The sequence below is a fragment of the Sulfitobacter sp. LC.270.F.C4 genome, assembly GCF_032922545.1.
In the GTDB taxonomy this organism is placed as follows: Bacteria; Pseudomonadota; Alphaproteobacteria; order Rhodobacterales; family Rhodobacteraceae; genus Sulfitobacter; species Sulfitobacter profundi.
Genome location: NZ_CP136690.1, coordinates 16,284 through 36,661, shown reverse-complemented (window position 1 = coordinate 36,661; position 20,378 = coordinate 16,284). Strand labels below are relative to the sequence as shown.

Genomic DNA, 20,378 nt, shown 5'->3' with positions numbered 1-20,378 from the left:
GCGTTGACCCGCCACAAGCCGCCTGCTTAACATTGCAAGAAATTAAACCGCGCATCTGCATATGGGACCAAAGCGATGATTGACCTTTACACATGGACCACCCCGAACGGCCGCAAGGTCTCGATCCTACTGGAAGAATTGGGGATCGACTATAACGTGCATCCCATCAACATCAGCAAGGATGAGCAGCACAGTCCCGACTTCCTCAAAATCAGCCCCAACAACAAAATCCCCGCCATCGTGGACCATGACACCGGGGTGAGCTTGATGGAATCCGGCGCGATCATGGTCTACCTCGCCGAGAAATATGGCCGCTTTCTGCCCGAAGGTCAGGCCGCGCGGGCCGAGGTGATGCAATGGCTGATGTGGCAGATGGGCGGCTTTGGCCCGATGGCCGGGCAGGCGCATCATTTCCTGCATTTCAACCCCGGCAAGGCCGCCTATGCCGAAGACCGCTTCGGCGCGGAGGTCAAACGTCTCTACGGCGTGCTCGACAAACAGCTTGAGGGGCGCGACCACATTTGCGGCGAATACTCCATCGCCGATATGGCCTGCTGGCCTTGGGTTTCGCGCTATGAATGGCAGCAGATTGACCTTGCCGATTACCCCAATGTCCGGGCGTGGTACCAACGGCTACGCGCGCGCGACGCGGTGCAAAAAGGCTACCACGTGCCCAAGGTGATGGGCGAGATTCCTGAGGGCTGAAATCGGCTCCCCCCCTCGCGGCTGCAACGTAAGGGGGAACCAAGGCATAAGTTGATCGGTTGCACTGTCGAAGGCAGTGCTGCCGACCGCGCAGGCTGCCCGTTTCATGAATGGGGGCTGAATCGTGATGCTTGATCTGGTGGTTATACCCGTGAGCGGCTGTCGGAAGCTGTCATGAACAGTGCACCGCGTTTCGATCCTTTTCCGCCCAGTTCTCAACCGGATGTCCTTTCTCAAGCGGCCCGAAGCGCATTGCGCAAAGCGGCGCCGGACGAGGAGGCGGGCACGGCACCGATCAGCGCCTCCATCGAGATTCTGCGCGACGCGGGTCTGATGCTGGAAGACGGTGCTGCCTCCCCCCTGCGCACCGCCCATGCGCTGATGCAGATCGGCGCGGCCAATCTTAGCGTGGGGCGTTTGTGGGAAGGCCACGTTAACGCGCTGCGCCTGATCCGGCTCTACGGCAGTCCGGCACAGGCAGAACACGCAAAACAGGTGATCAAAGACGGCGGACTGTTGGGGGTTTGGGGGGCCGATGGCGGCACGCCTGCAAAGGCCGAGGGCAGTGTGTTGCAAGGTGAGAAGATCTTCGCCTCTGGTCTCGGCACCGTCACCCACGCGCTTATCTCGCTCAATTCCGGCCCCGAGGTGCAGCTTGCGCTGATTGATGTGACTGACCCGAGACGGGGCGATGCCACGCAATGGGACATGCTGGGGATGCAGGCCACGGCCTCGGGGACGTATAATTTCTCCGGGCTGCCCTTGGGCGAAGAGGCCCGGATTGGTGCCCCGGGTGACTACCTGAAAGAGCCGCATTTCATCGGCGGGGTCTGGCGGATCGCGGCACTTCAGGCTGGCGCGGCCGCGGGGTTGATCGATGCGGCGGCCAGCGCCCTGCGCGATATGGACCGGCTTGAGGCCGAAGCCCAATTGGCGCGACTGATGCAGGTCTTGATGCGGGTCTGGGCCGGGATGGCACTGGTCGAACGCGCAGGTCAGGCCAGCGTGGGCGACCACGAGGAAGAGACCATCGTCAGCACCTCCATCGCGGCGCGGCTCTACACCGAGGAAGTCGCCCTCGACACGATCAAAGCGGTTGAGCAAAGCCTCGGCCTGCGGCATTTCACGGCCTCTTCTGAGACTGGCCGCATGGCGCGGGACCTGTCGGTCTACCTGCGCCAAGCAGCGCGGGACGCCTTTCTGCAACGCGCCGCAGGCCACGCGCTTTCCAGTGAAAAAGCGACTTGGGGTGTCTTTGGATGAGCCGTAGCGCGCCCCTTGCCGATGCCCTGTCTGGCCGCGAAAAGATCGTGGTCTTGGCGCCCCATCCCGACGATGAAACACTCGGCTGCGGCGGCCTTTTGGCCCGTGCCTTTGCAGGCGCCGGGGCGCATGTTGTCTGCGTGACCGATGGCAGCGCCAGCCACCCCGCCTCTCGCGACTGGCCCCCGGTGCGATTGGCCGAAACGCGCCGCGGCGAGTTGATTGAGGCGCTTGAAATTCTCGGCGGCGGCACGGCGGACCTGACGTGGCTCGGCCACCCTGACAGCCGTTTGCATGAGGTTTCCGCCGCCGACATCCTGCCCGCGCTGACAGCGCTGATCGACGGCCAAGCCGCGCGGCACGTCTTTGTTCCCGCCCGCGAAGACAAACATTGCGATCATCAGACAACCGCAAAACTGGCCGAGGCGTTGCGGGCGCAGCGCCCCGATCTGCATTTCCACAGCTACCCAGTCTGGAGCCGTTTTGACGATCCGAACTTCGCAGCAAACACCGCTAGCTACGCCCCCCTCACCCTCGACACCGCCACCTACCGTGGGGCCAAAACCGCCGCGATCCGGGCGCATCGCAGCCAGCTTGGACAGGTCGTGCAAGACGACCCCCAAGGGTTTGTCCTGCCCGGTGCGATGATCGACCTTTTCGCGCAGCAAGATGAGATTTTCTGGAGGATGCCGTGATGGGCGTGGGGTTGGATCATCTTCAGGGTCTTTATGCCGAGACGAGCGATCCTTGGGGGTTTGAGCACAGCGCCTATGAGCAGGCCAAATTCGCGGCGACACGGGCGGCGCTTGCGCAAGATGGCTACCGCTCGGCCTTTGAGTTGGGCTGCGGCAATGGGCAATTGGCGCGGCACCTGATTGACCTTTGCGCGCGTTATACCGGGATGGACGCCGTGGCCAGCGCCCTCATCGCCGCGCGGCAAGCGGTGCCTGAGGGGCGGTTCATTCAAGGGTTCTATCCCGGCCCCCTGCCCGAGGGTGACTTTGATCTGCTGATCCTGTCAGAGGTGCTTTATTTTCTGGATCATCCGGGGCTGGAGCATCTGGCCTCCGACATCGCGACCCGTTGGCCGCAGGCCGAGATCATCTGTGTGACTTGGCGCGGGGACACCGGGAACCCGCTTCAGGGAGAAGAGGCGCTCAAGGGCTTTGCACGTGCGCTCAGCACCCATGAATTCACCTGCGTGAGTGAGACCGAGAACTACCGCATCGACCGCGCGTTTCCGGGGGAGCGGGCATGAGTTTCGAGCGCTGGAAGGACACCGCAATCATCATCCCCGCCCGAAATGAGGCGAAGCGGATCGGCGCCTGCCTGAGCGCTCTTGCCCCGCAGTGCAACGACCGTATCCGCGTGATCCTTGTGGTGAACAACACCGACGACGACACCGCCAAGATTGCCATGCTGGCGGCGGCGCGACATGGCATTGACGTTTCTGTGCTCGACCTCACCTTTCCGCCCGGCATGGGGGTCGGGGCGGCGCGGCGGAAGGGCGGCGCCGTGGCCATGGAACAGATGCCCCATCTGCGCCAGATCCTGACCACCGATGCCGATTGCCGCGTCAGCCCCGATTGGGTCGCCCGCAGCATTCAACACCTGCACCGCTACGATGCCCTTTGTGGCAGAGTGACGCTGAACCCCGAAGAAGCCGCCTGTTTGGCGGAGCAAGACCCCGGCCTAGAGGCCAATGAGTCCGCCTATCGCCGCTTGGTGCTGGAACTCTACGCCCGCCATGCCCCCAACTGCGCCGATCTGCAAAACAGCCACGGCGAAGCACCGGGGGCCAGCCTTGGCTTTACCCGCGCGGCCTATGAGGCCGTCGGCGGCTTCGCCCCGATCCCCTGCGGCGAGGACCGCGCGATCATCCGCGCCGCGCGGGCGGCGGGCCTTCGGGTGCATCACGCGGATGACATCTGGGTCGAAGCCTCTTGCAGGCTTGTCGGACGGGCGGCGGGCGGAATGGCGGATACCCTGCGTATTCGGCTGGCCGGAACGAAATATTTGGCCGACGACTGTTTGCCGAATGCAGCGACCCTTCTTGATCAGGTGCAGCGCGGCACTTTGGGGTGCTGGCCCGCACAGGTTCCGCAACCGCAGCGCGTCCCGGTCCGAGAACTGCCTGCGCATATCGCGAAGCTGCGCGCCTTTCTAAACCTGCCAGAGGGAGAGGAAGCAACCGCGTCGCCCGGTCAGGCGCCAGCCAATTGCTGGAGGGGCGAGAACTTTCCCGCTCAGGTCGCAGAAACATCGGAACCCCGCACCGCCGGGGCTGTTGAACTTTCATAGGGTCGGGCGATTACCGCCCCCTCTGGAGCGGCCATCTGTGCCCGCCACATATTAGCAAGAAATCCTCTCGATTATTTCCGGGGGCGCTGTGGAGAAAGATCATGACAGACAAAGAACTTGGCAAAGGCGGTGAACCCCGCCAGCAAACCACGGACCGTGAAAAGACGATGACGACCGCGCAGGGCGGTCCGATCGCGGATGATCAAAACTCGCTCAAAGCAGGCCCGCGCGGCCCGGTCTTGATGGAAGACCACGTTTTTCGCGAAAAGATGTTCCATTTCGATCACGAGCGCATTCCAGAGCGTGTCGTTCACGCCCGCGGCTACGGGGTGCATGGGCATTTCGAACTCAAAGAAGCGATCCCCGAACTTTCTGCCGCTGATATTTTCCAGCGCGTCGGCGAAAAGACCCCGACCTTCACCCGTTTCTCAACCGTCGCGGGCAACAAAGGGTCCTTTGATCTGGCCCGTGACGTGCGCGGCTTTGCGACGAAGTTCTACACCAAAGAGGGCAATTGGGACTTGGTCGGCAACAACATCCCCGTGTTCTTTATCCAAGACGCGATCAAATTCCCCGACCTCATCCACTCTGTCAAACCCGCCCCTGACCGCGGCTTCCCACAGGCGCAATCGGCGCATGACAACTTCTGGGATTTCGTGTCGCTCTCTCCCGAGGCGATCCACATGACGCTGTGGCAGATGTCCGACCGGGCGATCCCACGTTCCTTCCGCTTCATGGAAGGCTTTGGCGTGCACACCTTCCGGCTGGTCAATGCCGAGGGCAAATCCCATTACGTCAAGTTCCACTGGAAGCCCAAGCAAGGTGTGCAATCGGTGGTCTGGAACGAGGCGCTAAAGATCAACGGCGCGGACCCGGATTTCCACCGCCGCGACATGTGGGATGCCATCGACGCGGGCGATTACCCGCAGTGGGATCTGGGCATTCAGGTCTTTGACGACGAATTCGCCGATAACTTTGAGTTCGACATCCTCGACGCGACCAAGCTGATCCCCGAAGAACAGGTGCCGGTGCGCATCATTGGCACGCTGACGTTGGATGCCAACGTCGACAACTTTTTTGCCGAGACCGAGCAGGTGGCCTTTTGCACCCAGAACATCGTGCGCGGGATCGACCACACGAATGACCCGCTGCTGCAGGGGCGGAACTTCTCGTATCTCGACACGCAGATCAAACGCCTCGGCGGGCCGAACTTTACCCATATCCCGATCAACGCGCCGAAATGCCCGTTCCACCATTTCCAGCAAGACGGCCATATGGCGATGCACAACCCCAAGGGCCGGGTGAACTATGAGCCCAACAGCTGGGGCGAAGATGGCGGCCCCCGGGAAAACCCGGAGATTGGGTTCAAGAGCTACGCGGAAGAGGTCAGTGGCACCAAACAGCGCGTGCGCTCTGAGACATTCGCCGACCACTACAGCCAAGCGCGGCAGTTCTACATCAGCCAGACAGAGATCGAACAGCAGCATATCGCGGCGGCCTATACGTTCGAACTGTCGAAATGTCAGGAAGAGCGCATTCGCCTGCGGATGCTGTCGCATCTGATGAACGTGCATGACGATCTGGCGAAACAGGTTGCCGAAGGTCTTGGCGTGACCGAGATGCCGGAACCGGCCACACCCGCCCGGACCCCGATCACCGATCTGCCGCCATCAGATGCGCTCAGCATTCTGAAAAACCCGCCGAACACTTTCGCGGGCCGCAAGCTGGGTCTGTTCCTGACGGAGGGCGCCGATGCGTCGATCGTGGAAGCCTTGGAGAAAACGTTCGCCGACGAGGGCGCGATGGTCGCGATCGTGACGCCGCATATCCAAGGGGTCACCCTGTCAGATGGCAGCACCCGCGCGGCGGATGAAAAGATCGACGGCGGGCCGTCGGTGGTCTTTGATGCGGTGGCCTTGGTCTTTGGCGACGAAAAGGCTGACAAGATCGCCAAGAACAAACCCTCGCAGGATTTCGTCTCGGATGCCTTTGCGCATAACAAATTTATCGCGTGGACCAAAGCCGCCGATCCGCTGCTCAATGCCGCCGGCGTTGAGAAGGACGAGGGCACGGTGGAAGTCTCTGCCGAGAATGCGGGTGACTTCCTTCAGTCCTGCCGCAAGCTGCGGTTCTGGCAGCGAGAAGAAAAGCTGAACTGGGAATAAGAAATCAAAGGCCGGGGCGAAATGCTCCGGCCTTTTTCTAGCGCCGATGCACCTGTGACGATGGTGAAATCGCGTTCGCCGTGTCCTGCAACCGCGGCAGAATTTCGGCCCTGATCCGCTCGCGCGTCCAGGTGTGAGCCGAGACCGAACATTGCACCGCCGCAAAGGCGCGCCCGTCTGGGCCGGTGATCGGGCAAGCCACACCGATCTCTGACAGAATCATCTGATCGCTTGAAATCGCATGGCCATGTTGGACGGCCTCATTGATGCTGTTGCGGATCGTGGCGCGGTCCATCGTGGTGCGCGCGGTAAAGGGTTTGAGCGGCCAAGTCTCAATCGCCTCTTCCCGGTCTTCGGGCGAGAAGGTCGAGATGATCGCCCGCCCCGCCGATGTCGAAAGCGCAGGCAGCCGCCGCCCGATCACCGTCGCCGCGAAGTAGGTCCGTTGGCAGGGCAAGCGGCTGACGTAGATGATATGGTCCTTGGAAAGCTCGGCCAGATTCACCGTCTCACCGATCTCTTGGCTGAGGTCGATCAGCTTGGGAATCGCCTGCCCGACCAGTTGATCTGACCAGTAATAAGCATAGGCCAGTTCGAGCCATGCATGGGAGGGGCGATAGCGCCGGGTGGCCGGATCCTTCTCCAACATGCCTTCGATATGCAGCGTATTCGCAAGGCGTTGCACGGCACTTTTGTCCAGCCCGCTGCGCGCGGCCAGCTCTACCAGTGACAATTCCGTATGCGATTCATCAAAAGCGCGGAGCAGTCGCAGCCCCTTGGCAAGTGATCCTACATAGAGCGTATTTTGCTTCTTTTCCAATCACCTACCCCTGAAACCGGCCCAATTGTTCAAACCGGGGCTTGACGTATGCCAAGCTCATTGCGTTTACTAATCGTATAGCGATATCAAGTATTATTATATGATACGCTTCGCAAGTCAAAAACGATACGAAACCGAATTCGTAAACCAACAGGGGAGTTGACCATGAAATCCACGGTCCTGAAATCTACCATCACCGGCCTTATCCTTGCCGCCGCCACGGGTGCGGCTTGGGCGGACAAGGCAGACGACACGCTGAACGTCGCCTTCACCAAAGAACTTGAGAACGTCGACAGCTACTTCAACTCATCGCGCGAAGGCGTTGTGCTGCAGCGCGCCGTCTGGGACGGGTTGATCTACCGCGATCCGGTCAGCAACGAATACATGGGCAACCTCGCCACCGAATGGGAATGGATCGACGACACGACCATCGAATTCAAACTGCGCGAAGGTGTGAAATTCCACGACGGGTCGGACTTCACCGCCGATGACGTGGTGTTCACCGTCAACTACGTGGCCGATGAGGCCAATGGCGTAAAAACGCAGCGCAACGTCAACTGGATGAAATCGGCCGAGAAGATCGACGATTACACCGTGCGGATCATGCTGAAAGAGAAATTCCCGGCAGCGATCGAATTCCTGTCCGGCCCCGTGTCGATGTACCCCAGCGACTACTACGAAGAAGCTGGCCCCGAAGGCATGGGCCTCAAACCCGTCGGCACCGGCCCCTACAAAGTGACCGAAGTCGTGCCCGGCCAGCACTTCAAGCTGGAAGCCTATGAAGGTTACCATGACAGCCCCAAGGGCAAGCCCAGCATCAAAAACGTCGACATCCGCACCATCCCGGATGTGAACACCCAGATGGCGGAACTGTTCAGCGGGTCGCTCGACCTGATCTGGCAAGTGCCTTCGGACCAAGCCGAGAAACTGGCCGAGCGGGATGAGTTTCAGGTCTCCAACGAATTCACCATGCGTGTGGGTTATCTGACGTTGGATGCGGCGGGCCGTTCCGAAGACAGCCCCTTCACCGACATCCGCGTGCGCAAAGCGGTGAACCACGCGATCAACCGTCAGGAACTGGTCGACGCGCTGCTCAAGGGTAAGTCCAAAGTCGTCTACACCCCCTGCTTCCCCAGCCAGTTCGGCTGCGACGAAGAGGCGGCGGTCGAGTATGAGTACAACCCCGAAAAAGCCAAGGAACTGCTGGCCGAAGCGGGCTATGAAGACGGTCTGACCATCGACTTTTATGCCTACCGCGACCGCGAATATGCCGAAGCGATCTCGAGCTACCTGAACGCTGTGGGCATCGATACCAACTTCAAGATGTTGCAGTATTCCGCCCTGCGTGAGCAGAACATGAAAGGCGAAACCGCCGTGTCGTTCCAGACATGGGGCAGCTATTCGATCAACGATGCCTCTGCCATGGTCAGCCAGTTCTTCAAGCATGGCTCGCTCGACTATGCGATGGACGATGAGACGCTGGAATACCTCAACACAGCCGACAGCTCGACCGACCCAGAGGTCCGCAAAGAGAACTACTCCAAAGCGATCGAACGCATCACCGAGGAAGCCTATTGGGCGCCGATGTTCTCCTACAACACCAACTACGTGACCACCAACGAGGTGGACTACACGCCCACAGCCGACGAAGTTCTGCGCTTCACCACGGCCAGCTGGAAGTAAACCAATCTGCAGGGGCGCCGTGATCGGTGCCCCTGCGCTTGCTTTTTCCGCACCCCACCCAGACCCACGCGGCAGGCCATCCGCCTGCGGCGCAGCCTCAAGGTAGTTGCACCCGTGCTTCAATTCATTCTCAAACGATTGGGACTGGCCCTTCTCGTGGCCTTTACCGTGTCGTTTATCAGCTTTAGCCTGCTGTTCCTGTCGGGCGACCCCGCCGCAGCACTTGCGGGCGAAACCGCCAGTGGCGAAGACGTCGAGGCGCTGCGCCGTCTCTACGGGTTCGACCGGCCCATGTTGGTGCAATATAGCGAATGGCTGTTCTCGGCCATTCAGGGCGATTTTGGCGAAAGCTATTATTTCCGCCTGCCGGTTGCCTCGCTCATTGCCGACCGTCTCAGTGTTACCATGATACTGGGCGTCTGCGGCATCACCTTCGCGCTGCTGACTGCCGTGCCGCTTGGCGTGGTCGCCGCGATCCGTCCCAATTCGATCATTGACCGTGTAGCGCTGTTCATCTCGGTCGCCGGGCAAGCGATGCCCAGCTTTTGGTTTGGTTTGATCCTGATTGTTGTCTTTGCCATCCAACTGGGCTGGCTGCCGCCATCGGGCACCGAGACTTGGCGTCATTTCATTCTGCCGACCATCGTGCTGGGCTATTACGCGATGCCCGCCATCATGCGCCTGACGCGCGCCGGGATGCTGGATGTTCTGAACTCCGACTATATCCGCACCGCGCGGGCCAAGGGGGCCAATGAACGCCGCGTGCTGTTCCGCCATGCGCTGCGCAACGCGATCATCCCGGTCGTCAGCCTTGCGGCCGTGCAGATGGGCTTCATGCTTGGCGGCTCCATCGTGGTTGAATTGATCTTTGCTCTGCATGGCGCGGGTTACCTTGCGTGGGAAAGCATCGCGCGGAATGACCTGCCCACCGTGCAGGCGCTGATCCTGATTTTCTCAATGTTCTACATCGTATTCACCTTCCTCGCAGACGTGCTCAATGCATGGCTCGACCCCCGCATGAGGAGCAGCTGACATGATCACCGCTGGTACACATGACAGCCTTTTGGACGAAATCACCGGCCCGACCCCCGGCCAGATGCTGCGCAAGCGCGTCTTTGGGCACCAAGGTCTGCTGATCGGGGCGATCGTTCTGATCATCCTCACGATCATCGCGATCCTCGCCCCATGGATCGCACCCCATGACCCCTATGCCCAAAGCCTGATGACCCGGATGGAGCCGCCTGTGTTCCTTGGCGGCGATTGGGAGCATCCCTTGGGCACCGACCATCTGGGCCGCGATTACCTGTCACGCTTGATTTATGGCGCACGGATATCGCTGTTGATCGGGGCCGTGGCGGCGCTGATCTCTGGCGTGATCGGAACGGCCATGGGCGTGGCTGCGGGCTACTTCGGTGGCAAGGTCGATGCGGTCGTGACCTTCCTCATCAACGTGCGTCTGGCGATGCCCGTGGTGCTGGTGGCCCTCGCGGTCGTGGCGATCCTTGGTGGTTCGCTACAGGTCGTGATCGGCGTTCTTGGTCTGCTGCTCTGGGACCGTTTCGCCGTGGTGATGCGCGCCTCGACCATGCAGGTGCGGCGGCGCGAATATGTTGCGGCAGCACAGGTCATCGGTGCCTCCACCCCGCGCATCCTGTTGTCCGAGATCATGCCCAATATCGCCAACAATCTGATCGTTGTCGTGACGCTGGAAATGGCCCACGCGATCCTGCTGGAAGCGGCACTGTCGTTCCTTGGCCTTGGTGTGCAACCGCCGACGCCAAGCTGGGGCCTGATGGTCTCTGAAGGCAAGAACATGATGCTGTTCGAGCCATGGCTTGTCCTGATCCCCGGCGCTGTCCTTTTCGTGCTGGTGCTGGCGATCAATCTGATGGGCGATGGTCTGCGCGACGTGACCGCCCCCGAAAACCGGAGCTGACCCATGACAGAACCTCTTTTGAGCGTCCGCAACCTGCGGCTCGACATTCCCACGGGCAGCGGCACCCTGCATGCGGTACGTGGGATCGACTTTGACCTTAACCGTGGCGAGACCCTGTGTATCGTTGGCGAAAGCGGGTCGGGCAAATCGCTCACCTCGCTCGCGCTGATGGGGCTCTTGGGCAAATCCATCAAGCGAAACGCGGATCGGATGACCTTTGATGGCACCGAGTTGACCACCGCCAGCCAAGGCCAGATGCGCAAGCTGCGCGGCGCGCGGATGGCGATGATCTTTCAAGAGCCGATGACCTCGCTGAACCCCGCCTATACGATCGGCGACCAATTGGCCGAGGCGCTGCTCTTGCACCGCAAGGTCAGCCGCCAACAGGCACGGGACCGGGCGATTGAACTGCTGGAAAAAGTCGGCATCACCGCCGCCGAGAGCCGTCTTTCGCAGTATCCGCACCAGCTCTCAGGCGGGTTGCGCCAGCGCGTGATGATCGCGATGGCGCTGATGTGCGAGCCGGAACTGATCATTGCGGACGAGCCGACAACCGCGCTTGATGTGACGATCCAAGCGCAGATCCTGCGGTTGCTGCACGATCTGGGACGCGAGATGAACATGGCCGTGATCCTGATCACCCATGATCTCGGCGTCGTGGCGCGCGTGGCCGATAAGGTCGCGGTGATGTACGCGGGCGAGTTGGTCGAGACCGGGCCGGTGGCCGACATCTTTAACGCGCCGTCGCATCCCTACACCCGTGGCCTTCTGCGCTGCATTCCCCTGCCCGGCAAGACCGACCGCGGCGCGAAACTGGGGACCATTCCGGGCATCGTGCCCTCGCTGGTGGGCGAAGTCGAAGGCTGCGTCTTCCGCACCCGTTGCCCGCATGCGGTTGCCGAATGCCGGGGCGAGATCCCGAAAAGAGAGGAGGGCAGCCACGCCTTCCGCTGCATTTTCCCCGATGGCAAACGCCATTCCGAGAAGGAGCTGACCGTATGAAGGACAGCGTAAACACCCCCCCGGTGCTGGAGCTTTCGGGCGTCAGCAAGACCTACCGGGTGAAACAGGGCATGTTCGGCAAGGTCAAGCCGCTGACGGCTGTGAACGACGTATCGCTGCAACTGGGCAAAGGCGAAGTGCTGGGACTGGTCGGTGAATCCGGTTGCGGGAAATCCACCCTCGCCAAGATCCTTTTGGGGCTGGAGCAACCCACTGCCGGTCACGTCAAAATCGACGGCGAAGAGATCACGCAGCAGGGCCGTCTGGCGCTGGCCCGGCGCATCCAGCCGATCTTTCAGGACCCTTATTCCTCGCTCAACCCACGCAAAAGCATCTATGACGTGATCTCTCTCCCGCTGCGGGTACATGGCATCGGGGATGAGGCCAGCCGCAAGAAGAAGGTCAAAGAAATCCTCGACGTTGTCGGCCTGCCGCAGCGCGTGATGAACACCTACCCCAGCCAAATGTCCGGTGGCCAACGGCAGCGTGTGGCGATTGCCCGCGCGCTGATCATGAAGCCCGAGGTGGTGATCTGCGACGAGCCGACCTCGGCGCTGGATGTGTCGGTGCAGAGCCAAATTTTCAACCTTCTGGGCGAGCTGCGCGAAGAATTCGGCCTGACCTATCTCTTCATCAGTCACGATCTTGCGGTGGTCGAACACCTCGCCACGCGCGTGGCGGTGATGTATCTGGGCGAGATCGTGGAGCAGAACTCGGTCGCCGGGCTTTTTGACGCCCCGCGTCACCCCTACACTAAGGCGCTGCTGAAATCCGTGCTGACGCCCGAGCCGGGCTTGGGCGTGCCGGACACGCAGCTTGGCATGGCCTATCCCAACCCGATCGCGCCGCCGCCGGGCTGCCACTTCCATCCCCGTTGCCCGCGTGCGACGGACCTCTGCACGCAAAAGGCCCCGCGTCACACCCCGATCCCGCAGGGGCATGTCGCCTGCCATCTGCACGATCCGGAAACCCCCATGTACGAGCAGGAGTAATCCCATGTCATCGAACCTGTCGCACAGCAGTCAAACCCGCAAAACCGTCATCGAAACCGAACACGGCGTCGTTGCGGCCCAGCACCGGCTTGCAGCAATCGCGGGGGCCGAAGTACTGGCGGCAGGGGGCGACGCGGTAGACGCAGCCGTGGCCACCTCATTCGTCATCGGGGTGCTGGAGCCATGGATGAGCGGCCCTGCCGGGGGCGGGGCAATGATGCTTTGGCGCGCGGAAGAAAGTCAGGCCCATGCGCTGAACCACGGCATGCGCAGCCCCGGCGCGCTTAACCCGGCGAACTATCCGCTCAGCGGGCGCGGCAAGGCGGGCGATCTGTTCCCGTGGGAGCATGTCGAAGGCGACCGTAACGTGCAGGGTGCTACGGCAATTGCCGTGCCGGGTGTGGTCGATGGGCTGGGCCAAGCGCACGCGCGCTTTGGCAAGATGCCTTGGGGCGAACTGCTGTCGCCCGCGATTGACCACGCCCGCAAGGGGCTGACGGTGGATTGGTATGCCGCACTCGTCATCGCCTCGTGCACGCGCGAATTGGCCAAAGATGCGGATGCTGCGGCGGTTTTCCTCGAAGATGGGCAATGGCCAACGATCAGCGGTTGGACCGCGCTGGCCGAAAAGCGGCTGGATCAATCGCGCATGGCCGACAGCCTTGATCAGATCGCGCGCCATGGGGCGCGGACGCTCTATGACGGTGACCTTGGCGCGGCCATGGCGAAGGATGTCCAGGACAAGGGCGGCAGCCTCTCGCGCGAAGACCTGCAAGCCTACCGGGCCGAGTTCCACGCCCCGCTCGATTTCGCCTACCGCGACGCGCGGTTCCATGTGGTGCCGGGGCTGACCGCTGGCCCGACCTTCCGCGATACCTTTGCCTCGCTGGAAACCGAAGACCTCGGCAGCGCTCCCGGCCCCGACAGCTATGCCGCGATGGCTGCGGCGCTAAAGGGCGCTTATGCGCGGCGGCTCGGATCGATGGGCGACACCGGCGAAAGCCCCGAGGCCCCGGGCTGCACCACGCATTTCTCGGTCGTCGACCGTCACGGCAATATGGTGGCGCAGACCCAGACACTGCTGTCGATTTTTGGCTCGCGGGTCGTCTCCCCCTCGACCGGGTTTTTGATGAACAATGGCATCATGTGGTTCGATCCCGTTCAGGGCCGCCCGAACTCGCTGGGGCCGAACAAGCGCTGCCTGATGAACGTCTGCCCGGTGATCGGCGAACAGGGTGAAAAACGCTTTGCCTTCGGGGCCTCCGGCGGGCGCAAAATTCTCGGCGCGGTGGCGCAACTGTCCTCCTTCGTCACCGATTTCGACATGTCGTTGGAGGAAAGCTTCCACGCGCCCCGGATCGACGCTTCGGACGCGAACCAACTCATCGCCGACGAAGACCTGCCGCGCGATGTGCTGGACCGTCTGCGCGAAGACAGCACCGTCGCCGAAACAAAACGCACGATCTTTCCCTACGCCTTTGCCTGCCCCGCAGGTGTAATGCGCGACGCGGGACGCAATTCCGGCTGCACCGAGATCATGTCGCCCTGGGGCGACGCCGTTTCCGAAGATATGACAAAGGACCTTTAAGCATGACCCGCGACAGCGCGATCCAAGCGATCACGACCTATTTCGACGACGGCACATTCCAATCCGAATTGGGCACCCTCGTCTCTTACGAGACCGAAAGCCAGAACCCCGACCAAGCGCCTGAACTCATGCGCTACCTGACCGAGACGATGAAGCCGCGCCTGACCGCGATGGGCTTTACCTGTTCGCTGCACGACAACCCCGACCCACGCGGCGGGCCGCTTTTGGTCGGTGAGCGCCGCGAGGGCGACGATCTGCCGACCGTGCTGACCTATGGCCATGGCGACGTGATCCGCGCCCAAACCGACCAGTGGCGCGAGGGGCTGCATCCCTTCAAACTGGTTGAGGAAGGCGACAAGCTGTATGGCCGTGGCACCGCCGACAACAAAGGCCAACACCTGATCAATATCGCGGCGCTGGAAGCCGTGCTGAAGACCCGCGGCAAGCTGGGGTTCAACTGCCGCATCGTGATCGAGATGAGCGAAGAGACCGGCAGCGCGGGCTTGCCAGAGTTCTTTACCGAACATCGCGAGAAGCTGACGGCGGATGTGTTGATCGCCTCGGACGGACCGCGCCTGCAACCCGATGTGCCGACCATGTTCATGGGCTCGCGCGGCGGGGTCTCTTTCGATCTGATCATCGACAAACGCGACGGGGCGCATCACTCGGGCAATTGGGGTGGCTTGCTAGCCGATCCGGCGATGATCTTGGCCCAAGCGCTGGCGACCATCACCGACAAACGCGGGCAAATCCAGATCGCTGAATGGCGCCCTGACAGTCTGACACCTTCGGTCCGCGACGCGCTGAAAGACCTGCCGATCGAAAGCGATGATGGCCCCGCCATCGACACCGACTGGGGCGAAGAAGACCTGTCCCCGGTCGAGCGCGCCTATGGCTGGAACAGCTTTGCCATTCTCGCGATGAAAAGCGGCGTCCCCGAAGCGCCGGTCAACGCGATCTCGGCCCATGCCACCGCCACTTGCCAATTGCGCTATGTGGTCGGCACCGATCCCGAAGACATCCTGCCCGCGCTGCGCCGCCACCTTGATAAACACGGGTTTGAGGAGGTGCGGATCGAACCGCATGACCGCGGCTTCTTCCGCGCGACGCGGCTGGATGCGGATCACCCTTGGGTGAAGTTCGTGGCGGCCTCCCTCACGAAAAGCGCCGGAAAAGCGCCACATATCCTGCCGAACCTTGCAGGCTCCCTGCCCAACGACAGTTTCAGCGATATTCTGGGTCTGCCGACGGTCTGGGTGCCGCATTCCTATCGCAGCTGTTCGCAGCACGCGCCGGATGAACATGTGCTGAAACCCGTCTGCCGCGATGCGCTGCGGGTGATGGCGGGCGTGTTCTGGGACCTGGGCGACGGCAATACACCGCCGCGTGCCGCGTGAGAACAAACGGGCGGGGGCAACCGGCCCCTGCCCGACTTACAGCGCAGCCCGGATGCAATTTTCCAGCGCATCTTGGCTGAGGGCGCAGGGGTTTGCCCGCATGGAGGAAGACGCCGCCGCTTCCTGCGCAGTCTCTACAAGGTCGGTCCCTTCGGGGATCCAGCGGTTCAGACGCTCCAGCCCCCAATCGTCAAGCAGGGCCGAGAGGGCGGTGAATGTGCCGGTCTCGGGCAGATCAAAACCCTCTGCCAGCCATGTCTGCACTTCTGAAAACCGCCGGGAGGCACCGAGCACATCACTATTGGCGGCCAGCACCGGCCCCAGCAGACGCCCACAAATCAACCCATGCGGCGCGCCAAACTGCCCGCCGATCACACCGGCCAACCCATGCACCGCGCCGAGGCCCGCATTCGCCAGCGCCAAACCGCCCGACAGGCTGACATAGGCCATCGCGTCCCGCGCGGCAGGGTCTTCGCCCTCCGCCAGACGTTTGAGCGCGGCAATCCCCTGCGGAATCGCGGCACGGCAGAGCGCATCGCTGAGCGGGTTGGCTTTGCTTGAAAGATAGGGCTCGATCACCTGCACCAACGCATCAAGGCCCGACCCCAACGTGACGCCGCGCGGCGCGCCATCCGTCAGCGCAGGATCGACCAAGGCCAAACGCGGCAGCATTCGGTCGTCGCGCAGGCTGACTTTTCGCGCGGCTTGCGTCACGGCGATAACGGCGTTTTTGGTGACCTCGGCCCCGGTGCCCGCGGTGGTCGGGATCGCGATCATCGGCAGCGGGTCGGCTTGCAGCGGCTTGCCCGCGCCCACGACTTCGAGATGTTCCATCACGTCGCAATCCGACGGGATCAGCGCCGCTGCGGCTTTGGCAAGGTCGATGACCGCCCCTCCGCCGACGCCCAGCACCAACTGCGCTCCGCGCCCTGCCAGAGCGGCAGAGCGGACATCCTCGACCGAGGGTTCGCCGCTGCTGCGGACCTCGGTCACGTCACATCCAGCCGCCGTCAGTTCGCGGCTGAGCTCATCGACCCAAGCGACGGAACCACCGCGTAAAATCAGCACCCGGCGGCCAAAGCTGAGCGCGGCGTCGACGGCTTCTGAAGTGGTCCCACGGCCAAAGCGGATGCGCCCAGCGGTGGCGAAACCAAAGGCTGCGATCCCCTCCATCAGAATTGCAACGTGGCGTTCACGGCGCGCTTCCATGCGCCGTATTTCTCATCCCGCGTCGCCGCATCCATCTCCATTTCAAACCGCCGATCAAGCGCCCATTCGCGGGCAAAGCCTTCCATGTCCGGATAGATGCCCGCCCGCTGCCCCGCCAACCATGCCGCTCCAAGCGCCGTGGTTTCCAGCACATCGGGACGGTCGACCGAGGCGCCGATCACGTCGGACAGGAACTGCATCGCCCAGTCACTGGCGCTCATCCCACCGTCGACACGCAGCGTGGCGATCTCGCCCGCCTGCCCCTGCGCGGCCCAATCCGCCTGCATCGCCTCCAGCAAATCGCGGGTCTGGTAGCCGACGCTTTCCAGCGCCGCGCGGGCCAGTTCCGCGGGGCCGGAGTTGCGCGTCAGCCCATAGATCGCGCCGCGACACTCCGCGTTCCAGTAAGGCGCACCGAGGCCGACGAAGGCGGGCACCAGCACCACATTCTGATGCGGATCGGCCTGTTCGGCCAGTGCTTGAGTCTCGCTCGCCTCGCGGATCATCTTGAGCCCGTCGCGCAGCCATTGCACCACGGCACCAGCGACGAAAATCGACCCTTCGAGCGCATAGGTTGGCTTGCCGTCGAGTTGATAGGCGATGGTGGTCAGCAGGCGATTGGTTGAAGTCACCGCCGTTTCGCCCGTATTTAGCAGCGCAAAACAGCCCGTGCCATAGGTCGACTTCATCATGCCCGGTTGGAAGCAAGCCTGCCCGATGGTCGCCGCCTGCTGGTCGCCTGCCACACCAAGGATCGGAATCTCGCGGCCAAACAGATCGGGACGGGTCATGCCGAAATCGGCGGCGCAGTCTTTGACCTCGGGCAGCATCTCGACGGGAATGTCGAACATCTTGCAGATCGTCGTGCTCCACCGTCCCTTGTGAATGTCATAAAGCATAGTGCGCGCGGCGTTGGTGGCATCAGTCACATGGCGCGCGCCGCCTGTGAGCTTCCAGATCAGGTAGCTGTCGACCGTGCCGAAAAGCAACTCGCCCGCCTGTGCGCGGTCGCGCGCCCCGTCGACGTTATCCAAAATCCACTTCAGCTTGGTGCCGGAGAAATAAGGATCGGCCAGCAGGCCCGTGCGTTCGGTGATGATCTTGTCGTCACCACTCTCGCGCAGCGCGCGGCAGAAATCGGCAGTGCGGCGGTCTTGCCAAACGATGGCGTTATAGACTGGCTGGCCGGTCTTGGCGTCCCAGACCAGCGTCGTCTCACGTTGGTTGGTGATGCCGATGGCGGTGATGTCATCGGGGCGCAGGCCTGCTTTTTCGATCACCGCGCGGCAGGTGCCCGCAGTGGTGGACCACAGATCGCCGGGATCATGTTCGACCCAACCGGAACGGGGGAAATGCTGCGGAAACTCTTCTTGGGCGGTGGCCGTCACGGCCATGTTGCCGTCAAAAAGGATCGCCCGCGAGGATGTGGTTCCTTGATCAATGGCGAGGATATGGGTCATGGCGCAGCCCCCGGTTGTCTTATGGAATGAAAAAGGGGCCGGAACGCTGCTGCGCCCCGGCCCCCCAAAGTTTGGCTTACTGCCAGGACTTGATCAACTCTTCGTAGCTGATTGTCTCAGGCTCGGGGTCTTCGTTGTCGAGCTTGGCAACCGGCGAGCCGGGCTGTTCCAGCCAGTAGGAGGCTTCCTGCTCTTCGTTCATCTTCGGACCCAGATCGCCTTGGACGCCTGCGCGCTCAAGCCGTTCCATGACCTTTTCCTGCTCGGCGCAGAGGCTGTCGAGTGCTTCTTGCGGGGTTTTCGCACCGGACATTGCGTCGCCGATGTTCTGCCACCACAGCTGCGCCAGCTTGGGGTAATCCGGCACGTTTGTCCCGGTGGGGGACCATGCCACTCGCGCGGGCGAACGGTAGAATTCCACCAGACCGCCGAGTTTCGGCGCACGTTCGGTGAAGCTTTCGTGCTGGATGGTCGACTCGCGGATGAAGGTCAGACCGGCGTGGGCCTTTTCAACATCGACGGTTTTCGAGGTCACGAACTGCGCGTAGAGCCATGCGGCCTTGGCGCGGTCGACGGGGGTGCTTTCCATCAGCGTCCAGCTGCCCACGTCCTGATAGCCAACCTTCTGACCATCTTTCCAGTAGGCGCCATGCGGGCTGGGGGCCATGCGCCACTTGGGCGTGCCATCGTCGTTCAGCACGGCAGTGGCATTCTCGTTCACCATGTCCGCGGTGAAGGCCGTGTACCAGAACATCTGCTGGGCAATTGCGCCCTGTGCAGGGACCGGACCGGCTTCGCCGAAGGTCATGCCAGCGGCTGCGGGGGGCGTGTACTTTTCAAGCCATTCGATGGATTTGGAGATCGCATAGACCGCCGCCGCATCGTTGGTCGCACCACCGCGGGTCACACAGGAACCGACCGGCTGCGAGTTTTCGTTGACGCGGATGCCCCATTCGTCGACCGGCAGGCCGTTGGGTTCACCGACATCGCCCATGCCAGCCATGGACATCCACGCATCGGTATAGCGCCAGCCAAGCGACGGGTCTTTTTTGCCGTAGTCCATGTTGCCAAAGACTTCGACGCCGTCGATGGTGCGGCCGGTGAAGAACTCAGCGATGTCCTCATAGGCAGACCAGTTGACCGGCACGCCCAACTCATAGCCGTATTTTTCTTTGAACTCAGCCATCAACTCAGGATCGGTGAACCAGTCCTGGCGGAACCAATAGAGGTTCGCGAACTGCTGGTCGGGCAGCTGGTACAGCTCACCGTCAGGCGACGTGGTGAAATCAAGGCCGATATAATCGTCCAGATCGAGACCGGGGTTGGTCACGTCTTTGCCTTCGTTCGCCATCCAGTCAGTCAGGCTGCGCGCCTGCTTGTAGCGCCAGTGCGTGCCGATCAGGTCAGAGTCGTTGATATAGGCGTCATAGATGTTCTCGCCCGACTGCATCTGCGTTTGCAGTTTCTCGACCACGTCACCTTCGCCGATCAGGTCGTGGGTGATGTTGATGCCCGTGATCGCGGTGAAGGCCGGGGCCAGCACGTTGGCCTCGTATTCATGGGTGGTGATTGTCTCGGACACCACTTTGATGTCCATGCCCTTGAACGGCTCAGCAGCGTCGATGAAGAATTGCATCTCCGCCTCTTGCTCTTCGCGGCTTAGCGCGGAGCGTTCGATTTCCTCGTCGAGGAATTTTTTCGCGGCATCCATATCCGCAAATGCTGGTCCGGCGAGCAGACCGAGCGTGACCGCAAGTGCGGTACTCGATTTCATGACAGATCGTTTCATTATGTCCTCCCTAGACATTTGGTCGTGTCGTATGGCTGCCCCGATTAACCGGGATCAGCCGTGATAGC

Annotated in this window: 17 protein-coding genes; 13 read left to right on the top strand and 4 right to left on the bottom strand. The window is 61.9% G+C overall.

Features of this window, described 5'->3' with window-relative positions; genetic code table 11:
* Nucleotides 1-75: 75 nt before the first annotated feature.
* The 6 genes from R1T45_RS02630 to R1T45_RS02605 all read left to right on the top strand — a co-directional run bounded on the left by R1T45_RS02630 (nucleotide 76) and on the right by R1T45_RS02605 (nucleotide 6,434).
* The gene (locus tag R1T45_RS02630) at nucleotides 76-705 is read left to right on the top strand and encodes a glutathione S-transferase family protein (RefSeq protein WP_120352361.1); all 630 of its coding nucleotides are present in this window, start codon (nucleotides 76-78) and stop codon (nucleotides 703-705) included.
* A 174-nt stretch (nucleotides 706-879) separates the two neighbouring features.
* Complete coding sequence (locus R1T45_RS02625) at nucleotides 880-1,968, top strand: acyl-CoA dehydrogenase (protein ID WP_317389158.1); 1,089 nt, start codon at nucleotides 880-882, stop codon at nucleotides 1,966-1,968.
* Nucleotides 1,965-2,663 (top strand): PIG-L family deacetylase, encoded by a 699-nt coding sequence (locus R1T45_RS02620; RefSeq protein WP_317389157.1) that lies wholly within the window; start codon nucleotides 1,965-1,967, stop codon nucleotides 2,661-2,663. Before R1T45_RS02625 ends, R1T45_RS02620 begins: the two co-directional genes overlap by 4 nt.
* Nucleotides 2,663-3,226, top strand: coding sequence for a class I SAM-dependent methyltransferase (locus R1T45_RS02615; RefSeq protein ID WP_067628818.1), 564 nt, complete (start codon nucleotides 2,663-2,665; stop codon nucleotides 3,224-3,226). The genes R1T45_RS02620 and R1T45_RS02615 overlap by 1 nt, the downstream gene beginning before the upstream one ends.
* A complete protein-coding gene (locus R1T45_RS02610) occupies nucleotides 3,223-4,269 on the top strand; it encodes a glycosyltransferase family A protein (protein WP_317389156.1) in 1,047 nt (348 codons plus the stop codon). The genes R1T45_RS02615 and R1T45_RS02610 overlap by 4 nt, the downstream gene beginning before the upstream one ends.
* 101 nt (nucleotides 4,270-4,370) lie before the next feature.
* Complete coding sequence (locus R1T45_RS02605; protein ID WP_317389155.1) at nucleotides 4,371-6,434, top strand: catalase; 2,064 nt, start codon at nucleotides 4,371-4,373, stop codon at nucleotides 6,432-6,434.
* A 37-nt stretch (nucleotides 6,435-6,471) separates the two neighbouring features.
* On the opposite strand, the gene R1T45_RS02600 is transcribed toward R1T45_RS02605, so the two are convergent.
* A complete protein-coding gene (locus tag R1T45_RS02600) occupies nucleotides 6,472-7,254 on the bottom strand; it encodes an IclR family transcriptional regulator (protein ID WP_067936249.1) in 783 nt (260 codons plus the stop codon).
* 165 nt (nucleotides 7,255-7,419) lie between these two features.
* Between R1T45_RS02600 and R1T45_RS02595 the strand changes: the two genes are divergently transcribed.
* The 7 genes from R1T45_RS02595 (at nucleotide 7,420) to R1T45_RS02565 (ending at nucleotide 15,852) form a co-directional block, all read left to right on the top strand.
* Nucleotides 7,420-8,937 carry an ABC transporter substrate-binding protein gene (locus R1T45_RS02595; RefSeq protein ID WP_317389154.1) on the top strand — a complete coding sequence of 506 codons (1,518 nt, stop codon included), beginning with the start codon at nucleotides 7,420-7,422 and terminating at the stop codon, nucleotides 8,935-8,937.
* 114 nt (nucleotides 8,938-9,051) lie between these two features.
* Complete coding sequence (locus R1T45_RS02590) at nucleotides 9,052-9,969, top strand: ABC transporter permease (RefSeq protein WP_317389153.1); 918 nt, start codon at nucleotides 9,052-9,054, stop codon at nucleotides 9,967-9,969.
* Between the two features lies 1 nt (nucleotide 9,970).
* Nucleotides 9,971-10,873 carry an ABC transporter permease gene (locus tag R1T45_RS02585; protein ID WP_120352353.1) on the top strand — a complete coding sequence of 301 codons (903 nt, stop codon included), beginning with the start codon at nucleotides 9,971-9,973 and terminating at the stop codon, nucleotides 10,871-10,873.
* 3 nt (nucleotides 10,874-10,876) lie between these two features.
* Nucleotides 10,877-11,875 carry an ABC transporter ATP-binding protein gene (locus R1T45_RS02580; RefSeq protein ID WP_317389152.1) on the top strand — a complete coding sequence of 333 codons (999 nt, stop codon included), beginning with the start codon at nucleotides 10,877-10,879 and terminating at the stop codon, nucleotides 11,873-11,875.
* The gene (locus R1T45_RS02575; protein WP_317389151.1) at nucleotides 11,872-12,867 is read left to right on the top strand and encodes an oligopeptide/dipeptide ABC transporter ATP-binding protein; all 996 of its coding nucleotides are present in this window, start codon (nucleotides 11,872-11,874) and stop codon (nucleotides 12,865-12,867) included. Before R1T45_RS02580 ends, R1T45_RS02575 begins: the two co-directional genes overlap by 4 nt.
* 4 nt (nucleotides 12,868-12,871) lie before the next feature.
* Nucleotides 12,872-14,455, top strand: a complete 1,584-nt coding sequence (locus tag R1T45_RS02570; protein ID WP_317389150.1) for a gamma-glutamyltransferase — start codon at nucleotides 12,872-12,874, stop codon at nucleotides 14,453-14,455.
* 2 nt (nucleotides 14,456-14,457) lie between these two features.
* Complete coding sequence (locus R1T45_RS02565; RefSeq protein WP_120352349.1) at nucleotides 14,458-15,852, top strand: M20 family metallopeptidase; 1,395 nt, start codon at nucleotides 14,458-14,460, stop codon at nucleotides 15,850-15,852.
* A 36-nt stretch (nucleotides 15,853-15,888) separates the two neighbouring features.
* Here R1T45_RS02565 and R1T45_RS02560 read toward each other — a convergent pair whose 3' ends face one another.
* The 3 genes from R1T45_RS02560 to R1T45_RS02550 all read right to left on the bottom strand — a co-directional run bounded on the left by R1T45_RS02560 (nucleotide 15,889) and on the right by R1T45_RS02550 (nucleotide 20,295).
* Complete coding sequence (locus R1T45_RS02560; RefSeq protein ID WP_317389149.1) at nucleotides 15,889-17,061, bottom strand: iron-containing alcohol dehydrogenase; 1,173 nt, start codon at nucleotides 17,059-17,061, stop codon at nucleotides 15,889-15,891.
* Nucleotides 17,025-18,521: a glycerol kinase GlpK gene (gene glpK / locus R1T45_RS02555; protein ID WP_120352348.1), complete on the bottom strand. Its 1,497-nt coding sequence runs from the start codon at nucleotides 18,519-18,521 to the stop codon at nucleotides 17,025-17,027. The genes R1T45_RS02560 and glpK overlap by 37 nt, the downstream gene beginning before the upstream one ends.
* A 76-nt stretch (nucleotides 18,522-18,597) precedes the next feature.
* Nucleotides 18,598-20,295, bottom strand: coding sequence for an ABC transporter substrate-binding protein (locus R1T45_RS02550; protein ID WP_317389195.1), 1,698 nt, complete (start codon nucleotides 20,293-20,295; stop codon nucleotides 18,598-18,600).
* Between the last annotated feature and the right edge of the window lie 83 nt (nucleotides 20,296-20,378).